We start from the raw sequence: 17,479 nt of genomic DNA, 5'->3' as shown, positions 1-17,479 counted from the left end.
TATGCGTCCAATTAATGTGAAATTAACGAGCTTTATTCAAATGCTAAAGCGAGGCGCTGGATGTTGGTATGGTGCGGTTTACTTTTTTGACAAGCCCCTGAAGCACATTCCCCGGACCGACTTCGGTAAATGATGTTGCTCCATCTTCGAGCATGCGTTGTACAGTCTGCGTCCATCTCACCGGACCGGTTAGCTGCGCTATGAGGTTATGTTTGATATCTTTTGGATCGGTATATGGCTTAGCGTCAATGTTCTGGTAAACCGGACATACGGGGGATACGATACTTGTGGATTCAATAGCACTTGCCAGTTCGGCGCGTGCAGCCTCCATTAGAGGTGAGTGGAAGGCGCCGCTGACGTTTAGCTTTAGCGCTCTTTTTGCTCCTCTCTCCAGAAGAAACGCGCATGCCTTATCAACTCCCTCTATACTCCCCGAAATAACCAGCTGCCCCGGGCAGTTGTAATTTGCAGGAACGACAATTTCACTAACCATTTCACAGACCTCCTCAACGGTGTAATCGTCTAATCCGAGAATAGCGGCCATAGTTGAAGGTTGTATTTCGCAGGCTTTTTGCATCGCATTAGCTCTTGCTGCAACCAGCCTGAGTCCATCCTCAAACTTCATTGCTCCGGCAGCGACCAAAGCGGAAAATTCTCCTAATGAGTGCCCCGCAACCATATCGGGAGTAAAGGATGATCCCAAAGATTTAGCTAAAATTACCGAATGGAGGAATATTGCGGGTTGAGTGACGTTGGTTTTTTTCAGCTCTTCCTCGGTCCCTTCAAACATGATATCGGTGATACGAAATCCTAAGATCGTGTTTGCTTGTTCAAAAAGCAGCTTCGCTGACTCTTGTTCGTACAGGTCTTTACCCATTCCGGTAAATTGAGCGCCCTGGCCCGGAAATATGTATGCTTTCATGTGTTAAGTGTTCGTGGCCCGACTAGTCGAGACTGGCTGTTATCAAAGTTAAAAATTCTGAACGTGTTCTTTCGTTGGCGAAGGCGCCGGTAAATGCAGAGGTTGTGGTGACGGAGTTTTGTTTTTGAATACCTCTCATAGACATGCAGAGATGCTTGCATTCGATCACGACCGCCACTCCAAGCGGTGCAAGGGTGCTCTGTATACAATCTCTTATTTCGTTTGTTAAGCGTTCCTGCACCTGAAGCCTTCTCGCAAACGCATCAACAACTCTTGGGATCTTACTTAGTCCCACAATATGCCCGTTGGGAATGTATGCGATGTGAGCTTTGCCAAGAAAGGGAAGAAGGTGATGCTCGCACATGGAGTATACCTCAATGTCTTTTACGACTACCATTTGGCTGTATTCCTCTTTGAACATGGCACTCTTTAAAATTTCTTCCGGTTTGAGGTCGTATCCATGGGTCAGGAATTGCAAAGCTTTTGCTACGCGCTCCGGCGTTTTAAGGAGTCCTTCCCGCTGCGGGTCTTCGCCAAGGTCAGACAGTATTTCTGAATAGTGAGAGGCTATGCGCTCAATCTTCAAGGGGTCATACCGATCAACCTTCACATAACCTATTTCGTTCTCTTCTCCTGAATGATTTAAATCGTGTTCTTTCATCTTTTATAATAGTGCCTATCGGCCATAATACTCTACGTAGTTGTTTTCTGTTTCCACGAGCTTTACTCGGTGAAGCACCACTCCTGCATCTTTAATATGGGGCTCCAGCTGATTGAAAATTTCCATACAGATGACCTCAGTGGATGCCATCTTACCAAACATGAAGTCTACATCAAGGTTAACGTTTTTGTGGTCTAACTTGTCGACAACATATTTTTTTACGATATCTTTAAGGGTCTTCAAGTCAAGTACATAACCTGTTTCGGGATTTATTTCGCCTTTCACAGTGACAAAGAGCTCGTAGTTGTGGCCATGCCAGTTAGGATTAGCACATTTGCCGAAAACCTCCAGATTTTTCTCTGCACTCCATTCCTCCCTGAAAAGTTTATGGGCAGCATTGAACTGTTCTCGTCGGGTGATGTATATCATTTATCAATCTTAAGTTGCGAATATAGGCAAAACTGATGTCTATATGATTTGCCAGGATGATGCTTTCTGTATATTCGTGCAATGAAATCACTGATAGTTTCAGCTACAGAATCTGAAATAGCACCTTTTCTTTCTCACTTTAGCTTCAAAAATGGTTCCAACTATTTAAATGGAAATCAGGTTGTTGTTCTCATTACCGGAGTGGGAATGGTGGCAACAGGATTCTCTATGGGGTATGTGCTTGCAAAAAACTCATTTGATTTTGCGCTTAACGTCGGGATAGCCGGAAGCTTCAATGAAAGGCTAGCTTTAGGGGAGGTCGTTCAGGTGACCGATGATTGTTTTGCTGAGCTGGGGGCTATGGATGGTCCGTTGTTTATTTCGATCGACGAGCTCGGCTTTGGAAATGCTATGGTGGCTCCGCTTCGTAGTAAGACCTTGGATGGATTACTCTCACTTGAAAAGAAGATGAAGGGAATTACGGTTAATTGTGTGCATGGCAGTGATCAGGAAATTTCATTGATAAAGGAAAGGCTATGTCCGGATGTTGAAACAATGGAGGGAGCCGCATTTTTTTACGCATGTAATCAGGTTGGCCTTCCTTCAGGTCAGGTGAGGTCCATATCTAACTACGTTGAGCGGCGGGATAAATCCAAATGGAATATTCCACTTGCAATTGAAACACTTAATGAACGTTTAATAAATTTATATACCGCAATAAGATGAAACTTAAACTAGGGTTCTCACCATGTCCGAATGATACTTTCATTTTTGACGCTATGATACATCATAAAATAGATACAGAAGGTCTGGAGTTTGAAGTCTTCTACGATGATGTTGAGACCTTGAACCAGAAGTCTTTCAGTCAGGACCTCGATATCACCAAGCTGAGTTTTCATGCGTATGCTTATTGCGTAAATAACTATGTGCTACTTGACTCAGGTAGTGCATTAGGATATGGAGTTGGGCCCTTGGTTATCTCTAAGTCACCGAACGAAAGTTTCGGCAACATTGGAATCAACACAACAGTAGCCATTCCCGGCAAGTTCACCACGGCGAGTTTTTTATTTGGACTTGCCTTCCCTCAGGTGAAGGACAAGGTAGAGATGGTATTCTCCGCTATTGAAGACGCAGTCCTTAATGGAGATGTGGACCTGGGACTCATTATCCACGAAAACAGGTTTACTTATCAGCAAAAGGGCCTGCATAAAGTTATAGATCTGGGAGCATTTTGGGAAGAGAAAACCGGCTGTGCAATTCCGTTGGGTGGCATTGTTATCAAGAGGAGTCTTAATGATGATATCAAGCATCGGGTAAACCGGGTTATCCGAAGAAGCGTAGAGTATGCATTTGAAAATCCTCAGTCGGGTATTGAATTTATTCGCAGCCATGCGCAGGCAATGGACGATGAGGTTATGTATAAGCATATCGAGCTTTACGTAAATAAATATTCTGTAGATTTGGGGCAGGAAGGCCGCCATGCAATTGAGCTGATGTTCTCTAAAGCTGTAGGTGCCGGCATCATTCCTCATGTAAAAGAACACTTATTTCTCTCTTAATTAAGCTTTCCCCATAATGATAGTAATTACAGGAGCAGCAGGCTTTATAGGCAGCTGCCTTATTCAAAAGCTAAACAGTGAAGGTTTCTATGATCTTGTTTTAGTAGATGACTTTTCAAGACCTGAACAGAATAAAAATTTCGAGGATAAGCGGTATTCCCAGCTTGTAGACCGGAATATTTTTTTCGATTGGATCCATCAAAACCATCTTCATATTCAGTTCATATTTCATCTTGGAGCGAGAACAGATACCACCGAGTTTGACCGTGCGCTGCTTGATGAGCTTAATCTCGAATATTCCAAAAAGGTTTGGAACGCCTGTGTTGAGTTTGGTCTTCCACTCGTATATGCGTCTTCCGCAGCAACATATGGGCTTGGTGAAAAGGGGTATGATGATGAGGAATCTGCGCTACCTGATCTGAAGCCTCTAAATCCGTATGGAGAGTCGAAGAATGAATTTGATATATGGGCACTGCAACAAGATCGAAGCCCTTACTTTTGGACAGGTCTTAAATTCTTCAACGTTTATGGTCCCAACGAATACCATAAAAAAAGAATGGCCTCTGTCGTTTTTCATACCTTTAATCAGATAAAGGAAACTGGCGGAATGAAGTTGTTTCAATCTCATAATGCCCGTTTCAAAGACGGCGAACAAATGCGTGATTTTGTCTATGTGAAAGACGTTACAGAGGTTTTATACTTCTTCATGCATCATCGGAAAGACTCTGGGATTTATAACCTCGGTTCCGGGGAGGCCAGAACGTTCCTTGATCTGGCGAATAATACCTTCAGAGCGCTTGGAAGGGAGCCACAGATTACTTTTATACCTACACCTGAAGATATACGGGATAAATATCAATACTTTACAGAGGCAAACATGAACAAGCTTCGGTCGATAGGATACACCAAACCCTTTCATACTTTAGAGGAAGGAGTTACTGATTACGTGACGAACTATCTCGTTTCCGGTAGCTACTTATAATTGTTCTTTCATCTGGCTAAGTGTTTTAACGCTTAGCCGTGATGAAATTCCAGAAGTTATCACAGAAATCACTGTGACAGTCAGGAAGACCAAAATAAAATCTGTTAATTTGAGGCCTATGGGATAGGCATCTGATTCAAAGCTAACATCTGCCATGGTGATAAATCCATAATGCTGCTGTGCCAGACAAAAAGCGAGTCCGGCAGCCATGCCAGATATACAGCCTATCAGCGAGATCATCATACCTTCCATGAAAAATATCTGTTGAATCAGCGAGTTGCTTGCTCCTATACTATTTAATATCACGATATCTTTTTTCTTGTCGATAACAAGCATGGTTAGCGAGCCAACGATATTAAAAACCGCAATAATTAATACAAAGGTAAGAATAACGAATATCGCCCATTTTTCAGAGTTCAGGATTTTGTAGAGAAGCTCGTTTTGCTGAATCCTGTTCTTCACAATATAGCCTTCCCCCAGTTTGTCTGAGATCTCCTTTTGAAAATTTTCAATAGATACGCCTGGTTGCAAATAGAGCTCTATCGCCGAAATATTCGTTTCTTCTTCCAGTAATTCCCTTACAAAGTCAAGAGAAACGATCACTGTTTCATCAAACTGCGGTTGAATCTGGAAGACGCCCGACGGTTGGACTGATTTCAACGTAATCTCGTCCGCTGGATTTATGGAGTTTCCGGCACCTTTACGTGGCGAATAAATATTTAATGGCTCAAAATCATTATGAATGTTCAGCGTAAGATATAGCTGCACAAGAGATCCAACTACAGCATAATTTGTTTTCCCTTCGCGGAGAGTGAAAGAGCCTTCCAGCAAGGTACTGTCTAGTTGCTTCCGCTTAAGAAAGTCGTCACTTACTCCCTTTACCAACGCAATATGCTGCCTGTCTCCGTACCTTAACAACGCTTTTTCCTGAAGAACTTCCGTATAGTTATAGATCCGATCGTCTTTTTTTAAAGAAAGGAAAATTTGAGTCTTTGGATCAAAACTCTTGCCTTTAGCAGGCTCTATAATGATTTCAGGTGTGAATGTGTTGTACATGGAAAGAACAACATTCTCAAATCCGTTGAAGACAGATAGGATAATTACCAGTGCTGCGCTACCGACGAACACGCCCAGCATGGATATTCCGGAGATGAAGTTAATGGCATTAACCGACTTCTTCGAGAAAAGGTAGCGCTTTGCGATAAAGTAAGGCGTATTCATTTCATTAGCTTAGAAAGGGATTATACTGCTTCTCAAAGCCGATCGTTGTCTCCGGACCATGTCCCGGATATACGGTGCAGGTGTCTGGCAGTTTGAAGATATTTTCTCTTATACTTGTTAAAAGTTGATTATGGTTACCTCCCGGCAAGTCTGTGCGTCCGATGCTTCTATAAAATAAAACATCTCCACCGATCAGGAAGCCGTCCTCTCCACTATAAAAACAGATATGCGCAGGCGAATGGCCGGGTGCGAATACTATATCCAGGGTACTGTTTCCGAAACCCAACGATCCTGATTCGCCTAGAAAGTTGGCAGGCAGGGGAGATACCTCATACTGTATACCCATGGCTGCTGAATAAGCCGGAACAGATGTAATAACGGGTAATTCCCCCTCGTGAAATTGAGGCAGTAAGCCATAAGTGTCAAATATAAACTTGTTACCTAGAACATGGTCTATATGACAATGCGTATTAAGTAAATGCCTAGGTGTTAGCTTATTTTCTGATATAAACTGAGTGATCATATTTTGCTCGGCGCCAGTGTACATGCCGGGGTCAATGATAACGCACTCCCCGGTCTCATCATATAAAAGATAAGTGTTTTCCTGGAAAGGATTACAAACGAAGTATTTGACTTGTATCATAATTTATATTCTTAGTTGATTACTTCCAATGGAATGATTTAATCAATACATCGATATCCTTCTTTATGAAGGATAAAACCGGTTGAATAGAATCGGCCCGAGGTTCTTCGTTAAAATACAATGCGGCCCTCAGATAGTGTCGCGTACTATCAGTTAAATAAAATTGTGCAAACGAGGCTGTATTTCCTTCTATGGTATAATAGACTCCGAATTTTTGCTCCCTAGGGTTATATATCCGCGCCTCATTAATAGACGTGGCCTTAGAGGTATGTTTGAACGCAAAGGTTCGCGAATCTTCAGACAGCTCATTCAATGTCTTTTCAGAATTTATCGGATGATAGCTAAGATGAATGGTAGCGTTGAATTGAGGAAGATCGATGTTTTGCCAGCACCGCTGTTTGTTAGCAGAGCTGTCAGGACTTATTACTGCGTATGAGGGATATTCGAAAGAAAACGGACAAGGGCCATTATATCGCTGGTAGGATTTCTCTGGAAGGTCTATCCGAAAGAACCCTCTCGGCTTGGGTGCGTAGGTTTCGTTACAAGAGACACTTAGCAATATCGCCACAGCAAGACTAAGGTAAGTGATGACCCTTAATTTCATATCAGCTATTCCATATTTCCCACGACCTTTCGGCCTGCAAATGGAGCATTTCTTCTCCATTCTTGGTTACGGCACCCTGTTCTTGCCCTTTCTTCAAAAACATCGTTTCAGGCGGGTTGTAAACCAAATCGTACAGCAGGTGCCTGTCTGTCAGATGCTCGTAGGGAATATCCGGAAAAGAGTCGACATTAGGCGCCATGCCTACAGGTGTGGTATTAACGATCAACGTATATTCCGCAAGTAATTCAGCAGTGATATCCGAATAAAGTATCTGTTTTCTGGATCTCTTTCTGGAAACGATCTGATAATCGATGCCCAGCTTCCCCAGTACATACGTTACAGCTCTGGACGAGCCGCCACTGCCGAGAACCAGGGCTTTTGTATGATGTTTTCGTAAAAGCGGCTTTAGTGACAGTTCGAAGCCATAGCAATCTGTATTATAACCCTCCAGTCGCATCTTCATCGACGAAACTTCACCTGTAAAGAAAGATTCAAGTGGTCTGCTTTTTATTACTTTGATACAATTCACAGCATCAATAGCCTTGGCATCGGCATCCACTTTATCAAGATAAAACATGATGCCTATCTTGTGTGGAATAGTTACGTTTAATCCGCAGAGATCCTGGTTAGAATTAATAAGATTTTCGAAATCACTTAATTGCTCTATCGGATAGAGCTCGTATACGTGGTCCTTAAGGCCTTCTTCTTCAAATTTTTTGGTGAAGTAAAGCTTGGAAAACGAATGCCCCAGGGGATACCCTATCAACCCAAATCTTTTCATATGTATCCCTTGTAATTATAAAGAATTCAAAAAGTGATTGAATGTATCACCTCTTAGCCCCAAACGGATAGTCTCCAATGGAATAACCTCCGCAGGCGCGATGTTCCCAAGATTAACGTTAGCACCTATAAGCTTTATAAACCACACTTGCTGATCCTTTTGAGGTGCTTCCCAAATGATTTTGTCTTTTGGTATTTCGGTCAGGATCTCGTCAATCAAACCTTCTCTAACCTCTCCGGATTCTCGGTAAATGCCCACATTTCCTCCTTCACGCGACTCCGCAATCAGTTTCCAAGATCCCGCTTCCAGTTCAGCCTTCATAAGTTTGATCCATTTGTAAGGGGCAAATATCTTCTGTGCATCTTTTGACCCAACTTCAGATATAACTGTCACTTGCTCACTCAGCTTGCGTATATAGTTACATTTCTCGTCATGAGGGATCTCTATCGAGCCGTCCGAAACTTCAGCATAGTTCATCCCATACTTATCCAGCACTCGCTGATAATCCTCAAACTGATTCCTTATTACGAACGCTTCAAAGAGTGTGCCTCCGAAATATACGGGAATCCCTGCGTCCTGATAGACCTTTAGTTTCGTATCCAGATTCGGAGTAACATAAGAAGTTGTCCATCCTAATTTGACGATATCTATATGGGGGCCAGCTACTTCCAGTAAGTTTTCAATCTCCCTTATGCTTAAGCCTTTATCCATAACCATGGTCAAACCATGATCACGCGGCTTAAGAGTTCTAAGCGGAACGTTCTTTAAACTAAAATTTAACATACGCTACAAATCTCAAAAAAAAATCCAATACTGAGGTTAAAGGTATTGGATTAATATAAAATTATGTTTAAAACGGCTAAATTAAGTACTTATTGATTATTTCAATTATTACTTTATTCGACTGTAACTGAGGCAAGTACTCAAACAATATTTCATGTTTTGTCGGGTCAATCTTCAGAGCTGTTTCCAGTGCTTCCAGTGCCTCATTAAATTTACCGGTGGCTAATATGTAAGCTACCATCCTGTAATACAATTCAGCAGCATCAGGATTATTTTTAATACCCTCGAGAATAGTCTCAGTAGCCCGTTCCAGATCGTTTAATTCATACAAAACAGAGGAGAAATCTAACCATGCATCAGGATCAAGAGGATCGAGTTCAACAACTTTTTGATATGCCTGTTCCGATGCCTCAAGATTGCCAAGCTTGTAATTGGCGTCAGCAATCCCAAACCAATAGTCAGGAAATGAGTCGTCGGAGTCGCGTGCCTTCTTAAAATAGTGAAGGGATTCAAAGATCCTGCCCTCCGCATCAAGAGTCACGCCTATTCCATACCAGGCATCTCCAAGGTCAGGATTTATCTTCACTGCCTTCTTATAGTAAGACCTGGCTTCTTCCATCTGTTCAAGTTTCTCATAACACTCACCAAGGGAACACAACGTGTCTGCATTCGGTTGCTCATAACTCAAAGACTGCTTGAAAACTTCTATAGCCTCTTCGTGTTTTTCCAGGTGAATCAGAGAATTTCCCTTGTTATAATAAGCAGAGGAGAAATCTTCTTTGATCAATATCGAATAATCATAGGCATCAACGGCTTTTTCGTAAAGGCCCAGCTTATGATAAGCATTGCCTAGATTATACCAGGCAGGATAGGAGTATGGGTCGTTATCGATATACTGTTTATAAAAGTCTATGCACTCATCCTGCCGGTTGGTTACATCATAACAAAACGCAAGTTCATAAAGTGCATCCTGATTTTCCATATTCTGCTCGAGAGCCAGCTTGAGATTTACGATGGCACTTTCATAATCGTTGAGATTCTGGTAAACCAGAGCGATCTGAAGCAAAATTTCATCGGTACTTTCAGCGAGGGCACAGGCTTTTTCATAATTCTCGAGTGCCTCATGATGGCGATCCTGAGATTCATAAATATTTCCTCTCAGCAAGTAGATGTCAGGATCTGATGGTTCCAGTATTTCCGCTTTTTCAAGCGCCCTAAAAGCTTTTTCAGGCTCATTTGTAGCCATGTACAGTTGGCACTGCTTCAGCAAAAACACCGCTGCGAAGGGGTGTTGATTTATTGCATATTCCACAACCTGCAACGCTTTTATCGGGTCATTATGTGAAATATAATATTGGATGATATTTTCAAACGCCCTTGAGTCGAAAAAAAGCTGATCTTCATTCCTGATCATCTCTTCATAACGCTCTACTGAAAACTTAGGATCCTCAGAGAATTCAAATTCAAAATCTTCTTCCATAAATATCTATGTTTAAAGAACGTCTGCAATCAACTTAAAGTATAATTTATGATCTACACTGCCTTGTTATGTTTAAAATAACGAAACTAAATGAAGAAAGCAGAGACTGACTTATCCACAACGATTGCTTAATTTCAATAAAACATTAATAAACAATGAAGTAAAGCATTATCCTGTGGATAAAATCTTCCTGCTCAATGTGTACGATCGGTTGTTAAATTTCAATAACATAATCTTATTGCAATATTGTTTAATTCGTACATGTTTTATCTGTACAACGCACGTTTGATGGCTTCAACTTTATTATGTTTGCTTCGTATCTAATTCGATAATTATCATGAAACCTGCTGAGGTAAATAAAAAATGGGCGGAACTGCAGGAAAGAATTGCTTCTGACTTTGATACCGAGAAACCTGATATTAAAGTTATGCTTTTTCTTATCGGCGTACAGGAGCTGGGTAAGGGACCTAGAAAGTTTTCTAAAAGACAAAAGGAGGAATTAATGCATATTGCAAATTGCAGGCTTTTCAGTGAGCTTGGCTTTTACGAACTGGAGGGGCTCGATCAGGATGGATGGCCACACTGGAAGTTGGTTAAAGAAATTCCACGGTATACGCTCCTTGAGCAGGATATGCTATTAAAGTCACTCATCGTTAACTATTTTGATCAATAATGAAGCACTTTTTTTTTATCGCTATTGTATCAGCAATACTTAGTTCTTCTGTCGCTTCCGGAGCTAATACTAGTTCCGGTGGTGACCATGCCGGAATTGACATAATTGAAAAGCTCTTTGGCAGCAGTTCAAAAGCCAAATACGTGAGCATTAAAACCGAAAAAGGTGAAGCAATTGTTAGGCTGTATAATGAGACGCCGCTCCACCGGGATAACTTCCTTAAATTGAGCAAAAGCGGCTACTTTAACGGTACACTTTTCCATCGGGTCATACCCTCGTTCATGATTCAGGGCGGAGATCCTGATTCAAGAAATGCTGCTCCAGGCCAAATGCTTGGTAATGGAGGTCCGGATTATACAATCCCAGCGGAATTTAATGATAGCCTTTTTCATAAAAAGGGAGCACTGGCTGCTGCAAGAGACGATAATCCGGCTAAAGCATCCAGCGGTTCACAGTTCTATATTGTCCAGGGAAAGACCTATACGGATGACGAGCTTGATCGGGTAGAAACCATTCGCTTGAAAGGCAGAAAGCTCCCGCAAAAACATAGGATCATATATAAAACAATAGGGGGGGCGCCCTTCCTCGATCAAAACTATACCGTTTTCGGTGAAGTTGTCAGAGGCTATGAGATGGTTGATGCAGTCGCTGGTGCTCCCAGAGATCAGAACGACCGGCCTCTCGAGAACATCTCCATGCAGGTCACTATTTTGAAAAAAAGAGACGTAAAAAAGCTTGAGAAGCAACTGAAACAAGATGCTTTCCGAAACAAGCTGATCATGAAATAAGAATGAAACTCATCACATATAATGTTAATGGCATTCGGTCGGCTGTTAACAAAAACTGGGTTGACTGGCTGTATGCTTCCAGCCCCGACATCGTTTGCTTGCAAGAAATTAAAGCTTCTCCAGATCAGCTTTCGTCTATCCTTACAGCAGTTGAGGCGTTAGGCTACGAACATTACTGGTATCCTGCTCAGAAGAAGGGTTATAGCGGAACTGCTATATTAACCAGGATTAGTCCGAAACATGTCGAGTATGGGTGCGGGGAATGTGATTACGACTTTGAAGGTAGAATTCTTCGTGCGGACTTCGACGGCTTTTCGGTAATGAGCTCCTACTTTCCATCAGGTTCCAGTGGTGACTTGAGACAGGCCTTCAAATATCGTTTTCTTGACGATTTCCAGATTTACATAAATAAAATCAAGCAAGATCATCCAAACCTGATAATATCGGGAGATTACAATATTTGCCACAGGCCCATCGATATACATAACCCCAAGTCAAATGCTAAGTCATCAGGATTTCTGCCGGCAGAGAGGGAGTGGATGGAGAACTTCATCAATTCTGGATTTATCGATTCATTCAGGCATTTCAATGAGGATCCACATCATTATACCTGGTGGAGTTTCAGGTCCGGTGCACGCGCTAAGAACCTGGGATGGCGCATCGACTACAATCTTGTTAGCGAGGGTCTTAGAGGAGCTCTTCGGCATTCATCCATTTTAAACATGGCTACCCACTCCGATCATTGCCCCGTTCTCGTTGAGCTGGAGGTTTAAAGTAGTGTATCCTTTCCGGCGTAACGCACAGGTCCAGTGGTATATCGTGATTCTCATGCGGAATGACCTCTCCCTGAGGCTCAAAATAAGAGAGTCCCACTTTCAATGCATCCTGACGACAGGTAGCCAGAAACCGGTCATAAAACCCTTTGCCATAGCCGAGCCGGTTGCCCTCCGAGTCGCAGGCGAGTAGGGGGATGATGATAAGGTCTAATGTCTCGGCAGAAACCTCCTCTCCGGAGAGAGGTTCTGTTATTCCCCAGGCATTCATCGCCAAAGGTGTAGAATCCTCCCAGAGGATATGCTTCAGCGTACAAGAACGTAGATCGCTTTTAGGTAGTACGAGTTTTATTGGCTTAAAATCACGCCTTATACGCTCGCCGATGAATAAGCTGTCTATCTCTTGCTTGCCGGGGATAGGATAATAGATATGTAAGTAACGAACATGTCCCAGGGAAAGAGAAAAAAAATTAGCTGCGATCCGCTCACTGAGTACTTCAAGCTCCTCCGGATGGAGTTCCTTCCGCTTCTTTATGTAGGCGCTTCTAAGCGCTTTCTTATCTTCCATACCTACAAACAAAAAGAGCCTTACATCGTAAAGCCCTTGTTTTTACATGCGAATTCCTTACTTAACACGTTCAATGTACTCCCCGGTCCGTGTATCAACTCTAACCTTCTCTCCTTGATTGATGAAAAGAGGAACCTTGATTTCAACACCTGTTTCGACGGTTGCATATTTCAATGCATTAGTCGATGTGTCGCCCTTGACGGCTGGCTCGGTATAGGTGATCTCCAATTCTACACTGGTGGGTGCCTGGCCCATGATAGGTTCATCACTTTCAAAGGCTACGATGACGTTCATCCCCTCTTTGAGGAATTTAGCAGCATCGCCAAATAGGACTTTGGGGATGTTATGTTGTTCGAAAGTGTTATTATCCATCACAACGAAGAAGTCGCCGTCAGAATAGAGATATTGATAATTACTAGTCTCAACGCGGCATATTTCGACCTCTTCGTCTGTACGGAAGCGATACTCCACTAACTTTCCGGTTTTAACATTCCTCATTCTGGCCTGGTAAAATGCACGTAAATTTCCAGGTGTCCGGTGAATCAGTTCCTCCACTGCAATCAGTTCACCATTGAAGCGTAAAATATTGCCATTTTTGATATCAGAAGCCTTTGCCATAGTAGTCTTTTGTTAAGCGACAAAGATATAGATTTTCAGAAATTACAAATACCTGCAGTACGATTGGAAAGAAGATTGGTTTACTGGATTTTTTTATAGTCGGTAAGCTGCAATTGGTGACTACAGAAGTCGTATTCGAAATCCTGATTAGAACATACAATAAGGGTTCGGTCTCCACCGAATTGGGCAACCATGTCTTTGTACCACGCAATGCCAGCAAGATCCAGATTCGATGCCGGTTCGTCAAGGAGAGTAAGTGATGTATCCGAACATAACGCGAGGGCAAGCTTGGTGCGCTGCTTCATTCCAGATGAAAAATACTTTAAAGGCTTTGACGCCGATTTCTCAAGACCCAGCAAGGCTATGATTTGCTTCGTCGTTAACTGATTCAACGGACGCTTAAAACGAAAATGGAAGTCGAGCAGTTCGCGAAGACTGAATTCCTCAATCAATTCCAGATACGGGGCCGCGACTGCAACGCTTTGATAAACAGTGTCCATATCAATCGTTTTATCGCCCTGCAGGTATGCAATCGTCCCGGAAGACGGACTTAAGCTTCCTGCAATTACCTGTAAAAGGGTAGACTTACCTGACCCATTATGTCCAAGTATAGCATAAGAGCTGCCAGTTTTGAATGTGTAATCAATTCCTTCGAATATCCATTCACGGTTAAAGCGCCGGCCAATATTATCCAGTTTAACGTCCATTATAATAAGACCGGCTTTTTTGGCATTACGCTCCGGTGAAACCTTTCATTATCCCGCGGTTTGAATTCCGGATGAAGTCTAATATTTCGTCTCTGATTTCTGTCGGCTGGTGCTCTGCTTCGATAATGTCGAGAGCCGAAGCGATATTGTACTTTTTCACGAACAGCGTTCTGTAAATATCCTGTATTTCATTTATCTGTTCAGAAGAATACCCCCTTCTGCGCAATCCAACAGAGTTGATACCTACGTATGAAAGCGGCTCTCTGGCGGCTTTTACATAGGGAGGAACGTCTTTTCTAACTAACGAGCCGCCTGTGATAAAGGCATGTGAGCCCACTTTACAAAATTGATGTATAGCGACGAGACCTGCAAGAACAACATAGTCGCCTATAGTAATGTGACCAGCCAGCGTGGTGCTGTTTGAAAAGATGCAGTTATCACCTACCACGCAATCGTGAGCGATGTGACAATAGGCCTGAATAAGACAATTCTTTCCGATTACGGTCTTCCATTTGTCCTTAGTGCCTTTGTTAATGGTCACACATTCACGGATGGTTGTATTATCTCCTATCTCAACCGTAGTGTCTTCCCCATTATATTTAAGGTCCTGCGGTATTGCAGAAATAACGGCTCCGGGAAAAATGCGGCAGTTTTTACCGATTCTTGCGCCATCCATAATGGTTACGTTCGGACCTATCCAGGTACCTTCTCCAATGACCACATTCTTATGGATCGTGACAAATGGTTCTATAACAACATTATCTGCAATTATTGCCTGGGGATGTATATATGCTAACGGTTGGATCATTCTTCTTCGTTTTTAACTTTTACAATCTGTGCCATGAGTTCGGCCTCTACTACAACTTTCTCACCCACTAATCCTACTCCCCTCATTTGCGCTATACCCCGTCTTATAGGACTCATCAGATCGCATCTGAATACGATCACGTCTCCTGGAGTTACCGGTGCTTTGAACCGGGCATTTTCGATCTTCAGGAACAGTGTCAACCAGTTCTGAGGGTCAGGAACAGTACTAAGAACAAGAATCCCTCCGGTCTGAGCCATTGCTTCTATCTGTAGTACACCTGGAAACAGCGGACTGCCTGGGAAATGACCTCTGAAGATATCCTCGTTCATGGTTACATTCTTTACCCCAACAACATACGTTTTAGTCAATTCCATGATCCTGTCAATCATCAGCATAGGCTGTCTGTGTGGCAGAATTTTCATGATCTCAACAGTGTCATACAAAGGTGTTGCTCCCGGGTCGTAAGGCTTATACTGAGCTTTTTTGCGCTCCTTTTTAATTTGAGCCTTTATCTTCTTGCCGAACGCGATGTTAGCAGCATGTCCCGGTCTTGCGGCCATGATGTGACCTCTTAAGGGAACGCCAACCAACGCAAGGTCTCCTATCATATCAAGCAGCTTATGTCTGGCAGGCTCGTTCTGGTGTCTCAGCTCAATGTTGTTCAAAATCCCTTCTCTGGCCACGTCGATATCTTCGCGGTTGAATAACTTAGCCAGATGCTTAAGTTCTTCCTTACTTACTTCTTTATCAACGACAACGATCGCATTGTTCAAATCGCCGCCCTTGATCAGATTATGATCAAGAAGAGCCTCAAGCTCGTGCAGGAAACAAAAAGTCCTGCTGGAACTAATCTCTTTTTTAAATTCCGATATACTGGTGATAGCAGCATGCTGACTTCCAAGGATCGGTGAGTTATAGTCGATCATACAAGTTAACCTGTAATCGTCATCAACAGGCATCGCTACCATTTCAACCTTTCGGTCGGGTTCCGTATAATGTATATTATAAGGTATATGATAATATTCCCGCTCAGCACTCTGTTCAACAAATCCCGCTTCTTCCAGCGAATCGATAAAATGGATTGAACTCCCATCCATGATCGGAGTCTCTGGTCCGTCCAGATCAATTAAAACATTATCAACTTCAAGGCCTACGAGTGCTGCCAGGACATGCTCAACCGTGCTTACGCTCGCTCCGTTTTGCGAGATCGTTGTGCCTCTGGAAGTATCAGTCACATTATCTACATCTGCATCAATGATAGGTTTTCCATCAATGTCAATCCTTCTGAATTTATATCCATGGTTTTCAGGCGCAGGATTAAAAGTCATGTTTACGGGTTGTCCAGTGTGCAATCCCGTCCCGGAAACAGTAACTGCGGTCTTAATTGTTCTTTGTTTAACGTTCATGGCCTGATGCATGTGTATCAGTGTTTATTTGGTAAATTCTTTAAGTTTTCTTTCTAACTCGTCAATCTTTCTCTGCATTTCCGGAAGACGGTTAAATATCACCTGCGCTCGCATCTGATTATTAAACGATGTAGCTGGTGATCCGGCCCACTTCTTGTCTTCCTCCACAATGGCCCGGTTGATTCCCGACTGTGCCTGTATCTGAGAGCCTTTAGCGATGATAATATGTCCTACAATTCCAACTTGTCCACCTACAACCGACTGTGGTCCGACTTTCGTGCTTCCCGAAACTCCTGCCTGCGATGCGATCACGGTGTTCGCTCCTATCTCCACATTATGTGCAATCTGGATAAGATTATCCAGCTTAACACCTTTTTTGATGATGGTGGAACCCATTGTGGCTCTGTCTATAGAGGTATTCGAGCCAATTTCTACATCGTCTTCTATCACAACATTTCCGATCTGGCTGATTTTGCTGTAACTGCCATCTTCCAGAGGTGCAAAACCGAAGCCATCGCTTCCGATAACCGATCCAGAATGTATAATCACATTCGAACCGATCTTGCAATCGTGATATATTTTTACTCCTGAAAAAAGCGTGCACCCAGATCCGACAGATGCATTGTCCCCTAAATATACATGAGGGTAGATCTTTGAATGATCACCCAGAACAACGTCTGCTCCGATATATGCGAAAGCTCCTATATAAACATCTTTTCCAATCTTGGCACTTGGATGGATAAAGCAGGGTTCCTCAATTCCTTTTTTATTCAGCTTGATGGAATTATATTGTTGAAGCAGCAGCGAAAATGCAGTATAGGCGTTTTCGACCCTGATCAGCGTCGGTTTTATGGGAGCAGATGCGACAAAGTCCTTGTTGACTATAACAATAGAGGCATTCGTCTGGTAGATAAAGTGTTCGTATTTCGGATTTGCGAGGAAAGATAACGACCCACTCTGAGCGTCTTCTATCTTAGCGAGCTGATTTACTGTGTCTTCTGGATTTCCATCCACACTTCCATCAAGTAATATTCCAATCTGTTGGGCAGTAAATTGCATCGGGCAAAGTTATA

General features: G+C 42.7%; 21 protein-coding genes. 6 read left to right on the top strand and 15 right to left on the bottom strand.

Annotated features, from left to right (window positions below; translation table 11 throughout):
* Positions 1-43 precede the first annotated feature (43 nt).
* The 3 genes from fabD to ACKI5J_RS13465 are packed head-to-tail and all read right to left on the bottom strand — an operon-like array spanning position 44 to position 2,012.
* Positions 44-922, bottom strand: a complete 879-nt coding sequence (gene fabD / locus ACKI5J_RS13475) for an ACP S-malonyltransferase (protein WP_407430003.1) — start codon at positions 920-922, stop codon at positions 44-46.
* A 22-nt stretch (positions 923-944) separates the two neighbouring features.
* Complete coding sequence (gene folE, locus ACKI5J_RS13470) at positions 945-1,583, bottom strand: GTP cyclohydrolase I FolE (RefSeq protein WP_407430002.1); 639 nt, start codon at positions 1,581-1,583, stop codon at positions 945-947.
* Between the two features lie 15 nt (positions 1,584-1,598).
* On the bottom strand, positions 1,599-2,012 hold the full coding sequence (locus ACKI5J_RS13465; protein ID WP_407430001.1) for a 6-pyruvoyl trahydropterin synthase family protein: 414 nt from the start codon (positions 2,010-2,012) through the stop codon (positions 1,599-1,601).
* A gap of 81 nt (positions 2,013-2,093) precedes the next feature.
* On the opposite strand from ACKI5J_RS13465, the gene mqnB reads away from it, so the two are divergent.
* From mqnB to rfaD, 3 genes are read left to right on the top strand one after another with little or no spacing between them, the layout of a single operon-like run.
* Positions 2,094-2,738, top strand: coding sequence for a futalosine hydrolase (mqnB, locus tag ACKI5J_RS13460; RefSeq protein WP_407430000.1), 645 nt, complete (start codon positions 2,094-2,096; stop codon positions 2,736-2,738).
* Positions 2,735-3,571 carry a 1,4-dihydroxy-6-naphthoate synthase gene (locus tag ACKI5J_RS13455; RefSeq protein ID WP_407429999.1) on the top strand — a complete coding sequence of 279 codons (837 nt, stop codon included), beginning with the start codon at positions 2,735-2,737 and terminating at the stop codon, positions 3,569-3,571. Before mqnB ends, ACKI5J_RS13455 begins: the two co-directional genes overlap by 4 nt.
* A 16-nt stretch (positions 3,572-3,587) precedes the next feature.
* On the top strand, positions 3,588-4,553 hold the full coding sequence (gene rfaD, locus ACKI5J_RS13450; protein WP_407429998.1) for an ADP-glyceromanno-heptose 6-epimerase: 966 nt from the start codon (positions 3,588-3,590) through the stop codon (positions 4,551-4,553).
* On the opposite strand, the gene ACKI5J_RS13445 is transcribed toward rfaD, so the two are convergent.
* The 6 genes from ACKI5J_RS13445 to ACKI5J_RS13420 all read right to left on the bottom strand — a co-directional run bounded on the left by ACKI5J_RS13445 (position 4,548) and on the right by ACKI5J_RS13420 (position 10,065).
* Entirely contained in the window at positions 4,548-5,774 is a 1,227-nt protein-coding gene (locus tag ACKI5J_RS13445) for an FtsX-like permease family protein (RefSeq protein WP_407429997.1), read from the bottom strand. The genes rfaD and ACKI5J_RS13445 overlap by 6 nt on opposite strands.
* A gap of 4 nt (positions 5,775-5,778) precedes the next feature.
* A complete protein-coding gene (locus ACKI5J_RS13440) occupies positions 5,779-6,417 on the bottom strand; it encodes an MBL fold metallo-hydrolase (protein ID WP_407429996.1) in 639 nt (212 codons plus the stop codon).
* A gap of 19 nt (positions 6,418-6,436) precedes the next feature.
* Positions 6,437-7,021, bottom strand: coding sequence for a gliding motility lipoprotein GldD (gldD, locus tag ACKI5J_RS13435; protein WP_407429995.1), 585 nt, complete (start codon positions 7,019-7,021; stop codon positions 6,437-6,439).
* Between the two features lies 1 nt (position 7,022).
* On the bottom strand, positions 7,023-7,802 hold the full coding sequence (locus ACKI5J_RS13430; RefSeq protein ID WP_407429994.1) for a shikimate dehydrogenase family protein: 780 nt from the start codon (positions 7,800-7,802) through the stop codon (positions 7,023-7,025).
* 15 nt (positions 7,803-7,817) lie between these two features.
* Positions 7,818-8,585 (bottom strand): phosphosulfolactate synthase, encoded by a 768-nt coding sequence (locus ACKI5J_RS13425; protein ID WP_407429993.1) that lies wholly within the window; start codon positions 8,583-8,585, stop codon positions 7,818-7,820.
* A gap of 76 nt (positions 8,586-8,661) precedes the next feature.
* Positions 8,662-10,065 carry a tetratricopeptide repeat protein gene (locus tag ACKI5J_RS13420; RefSeq protein ID WP_407429992.1) on the bottom strand — a complete coding sequence of 468 codons (1,404 nt, stop codon included), beginning with the start codon at positions 10,063-10,065 and terminating at the stop codon, positions 8,662-8,664.
* Between the two features lie 337 nt (positions 10,066-10,402).
* Between ACKI5J_RS13420 and ACKI5J_RS13415 the strand changes: the two genes are divergently transcribed.
* From ACKI5J_RS13415 to ACKI5J_RS13405, 3 genes are read left to right on the top strand one after another with little or no spacing between them, the layout of a single operon-like run.
* The gene (locus ACKI5J_RS13415; protein WP_407429991.1) at positions 10,403-10,738 is read left to right on the top strand and encodes a hypothetical protein; all 336 of its coding nucleotides are present in this window, start codon (positions 10,403-10,405) and stop codon (positions 10,736-10,738) included.
* Positions 10,738-11,526, top strand: a complete 789-nt coding sequence (locus ACKI5J_RS13410; RefSeq protein WP_407429990.1) for a peptidylprolyl isomerase — start codon at positions 10,738-10,740, stop codon at positions 11,524-11,526. The genes ACKI5J_RS13415 and ACKI5J_RS13410 overlap by 1 nt, the downstream gene beginning before the upstream one ends.
* Positions 11,527-11,528: 2 nt before the next feature.
* Positions 11,529-12,299 carry an exodeoxyribonuclease III gene (locus ACKI5J_RS13405; RefSeq protein WP_407429989.1) on the top strand — a complete coding sequence of 257 codons (771 nt, stop codon included), beginning with the start codon at positions 11,529-11,531 and terminating at the stop codon, positions 12,297-12,299.
* Here the strand turns inward: ACKI5J_RS13405 and ACKI5J_RS13400 are convergent.
* The 6 genes from ACKI5J_RS13400 to lpxD form a co-directional block, all read right to left on the bottom strand.
* Positions 12,253-12,867 (bottom strand): 5-formyltetrahydrofolate cyclo-ligase, encoded by a 615-nt coding sequence (locus tag ACKI5J_RS13400; RefSeq protein WP_407429988.1) that lies wholly within the window; start codon positions 12,865-12,867, stop codon positions 12,253-12,255. The two genes, ACKI5J_RS13405 and ACKI5J_RS13400, sit on opposite strands and share 47 nt — an antisense overlap.
* Positions 12,868-12,924: 57 nt before the next feature.
* Complete coding sequence (gene efp / locus ACKI5J_RS13395; RefSeq protein WP_407429987.1) at positions 12,925-13,485, bottom strand: elongation factor P; 561 nt, start codon at positions 13,483-13,485, stop codon at positions 12,925-12,927.
* An 80-nt stretch (positions 13,486-13,565) separates the two neighbouring features.
* Positions 13,566-14,192 (bottom strand): ATP-binding cassette domain-containing protein, encoded by a 627-nt coding sequence (locus ACKI5J_RS13390; protein WP_407429986.1) that lies wholly within the window; start codon positions 14,190-14,192, stop codon positions 13,566-13,568.
* Positions 14,193-14,217: 25 nt separating this feature from the next.
* On the bottom strand, positions 14,218-15,000 hold the full coding sequence (gene lpxA, locus ACKI5J_RS13385) for an acyl-ACP--UDP-N-acetylglucosamine O-acyltransferase (RefSeq protein ID WP_407429985.1): 783 nt from the start codon (positions 14,998-15,000) through the stop codon (positions 14,218-14,220).
* The gene (locus ACKI5J_RS13380; RefSeq protein ID WP_407429984.1) at positions 14,997-16,406 is read right to left on the bottom strand and encodes a bifunctional UDP-3-O-[3-hydroxymyristoyl] N-acetylglucosamine deacetylase/3-hydroxyacyl-ACP dehydratase; all 1,410 of its coding nucleotides are present in this window, start codon (positions 16,404-16,406) and stop codon (positions 14,997-14,999) included. The genes lpxA and ACKI5J_RS13380 overlap by 4 nt, the downstream gene beginning before the upstream one ends.
* 24 nt (positions 16,407-16,430) lie before the next feature.
* Positions 16,431-17,465 (bottom strand): UDP-3-O-(3-hydroxymyristoyl)glucosamine N-acyltransferase, encoded by a 1,035-nt coding sequence (lpxD, locus tag ACKI5J_RS13375; RefSeq protein ID WP_407429983.1) that lies wholly within the window; start codon positions 17,463-17,465, stop codon positions 16,431-16,433.
* Between the last annotated feature and the right edge of the window lie 14 nt (positions 17,466-17,479).

Source organism: Arcticibacter sp. (genome assembly GCF_045629565.1).
In the GTDB taxonomy this organism is placed as follows: Bacteria; Bacteroidota; Bacteroidia; order Sphingobacteriales; family Sphingobacteriaceae; genus Arcticibacter.
Note: the sequence above shows the minus strand (reverse complement) of the source record. Positions and strands in the feature narration are given on the sequence as shown.

Coding starts and splice junctions, on each gene's coding strand:
- fabD (WP_407430003.1), bottom strand. CDS start 922: ATGAAAGCATACATATTTCCGGGCCAGGGCGCTCAATTTACCGGAATG.
- folE (WP_407430002.1), bottom strand. CDS start 1,583: ATGAAAGAACACGATTTAAATCATTCAGGAGAAGAGAACGAAATAGGT.
- ACKI5J_RS13465 (WP_407430001.1), bottom strand. CDS start 2,012: ATGATATACATCACCCGACGAGAACAGTTCAATGCTGCCCATAAACTT.
- mqnB (WP_407430000.1), top strand. CDS start 2,094: ATGAAATCACTGATAGTTTCAGCTACAGAATCTGAAATAGCACCTTTT.
- ACKI5J_RS13455 (WP_407429999.1), top strand. CDS start 2,735: ATGAAACTTAAACTAGGGTTCTCACCATGTCCGAATGATACTTTCATT.
- rfaD (WP_407429998.1), top strand. CDS start 3,588: ATGATAGTAATTACAGGAGCAGCAGGCTTTATAGGCAGCTGCCTTATT.
- ACKI5J_RS13445 (WP_407429997.1), bottom strand. CDS start 5,774: ATGAATACGCCTTACTTTATCGCAAAGCGCTACCTTTTCTCGAAGAAG.
- ACKI5J_RS13440 (WP_407429996.1), bottom strand. CDS start 6,417: ATGATACAAGTCAAATACTTCGTTTGTAATCCTTTCCAGGAAAACACT.
- gldD (WP_407429995.1), bottom strand. CDS start 7,021: ATGAAATTAAGGGTCATCACTTACCTTAGTCTTGCTGTGGCGATATTG.
- ACKI5J_RS13430 (WP_407429994.1), bottom strand. CDS start 7,802: ATGAAAAGATTTGGGTTGATAGGGTATCCCCTGGGGCATTCGTTTTCC.
- ACKI5J_RS13425 (WP_407429993.1), bottom strand. CDS start 8,585: ATGTTAAATTTTAGTTTAAAGAACGTTCCGCTTAGAACTCTTAAGCCG.
- ACKI5J_RS13420 (WP_407429992.1), bottom strand. CDS start 10,065: ATGGAAGAAGATTTTGAATTTGAATTCTCTGAGGATCCTAAGTTTTCA.
- ACKI5J_RS13415 (WP_407429991.1), top strand. CDS start 10,403: ATGAAACCTGCTGAGGTAAATAAAAAATGGGCGGAACTGCAGGAAAGA.
- ACKI5J_RS13410 (WP_407429990.1), top strand. CDS start 10,738: ATGAAGCACTTTTTTTTTATCGCTATTGTATCAGCAATACTTAGTTCT.
- ACKI5J_RS13405 (WP_407429989.1), top strand. CDS start 11,529: ATGAAACTCATCACATATAATGTTAATGGCATTCGGTCGGCTGTTAAC.
- ACKI5J_RS13400 (WP_407429988.1), bottom strand. CDS start 12,867: ATGGAAGATAAGAAAGCGCTTAGAAGCGCCTACATAAAGAAGCGGAAG.
- efp (WP_407429987.1), bottom strand. CDS start 13,485: ATGGCAAAGGCTTCTGATATCAAAAATGGCAATATTTTACGCTTCAAT.
- ACKI5J_RS13390 (WP_407429986.1), bottom strand. CDS start 14,192: ATGGACGTTAAACTGGATAATATTGGCCGGCGCTTTAACCGTGAATGG.
- lpxA (WP_407429985.1), bottom strand. CDS start 15,000: ATGATCCAACCGTTAGCATATATACATCCCCAGGCAATAATTGCAGAT.
- ACKI5J_RS13380 (WP_407429984.1), bottom strand. CDS start 16,406: ATGAACGTTAAACAAAGAACAATTAAGACCGCAGTTACTGTTTCCGGG.
- lpxD (WP_407429983.1), bottom strand. CDS start 17,465: ATGCAATTTACTGCCCAACAGATTGGAATATTACTTGATGGAAGTGTG.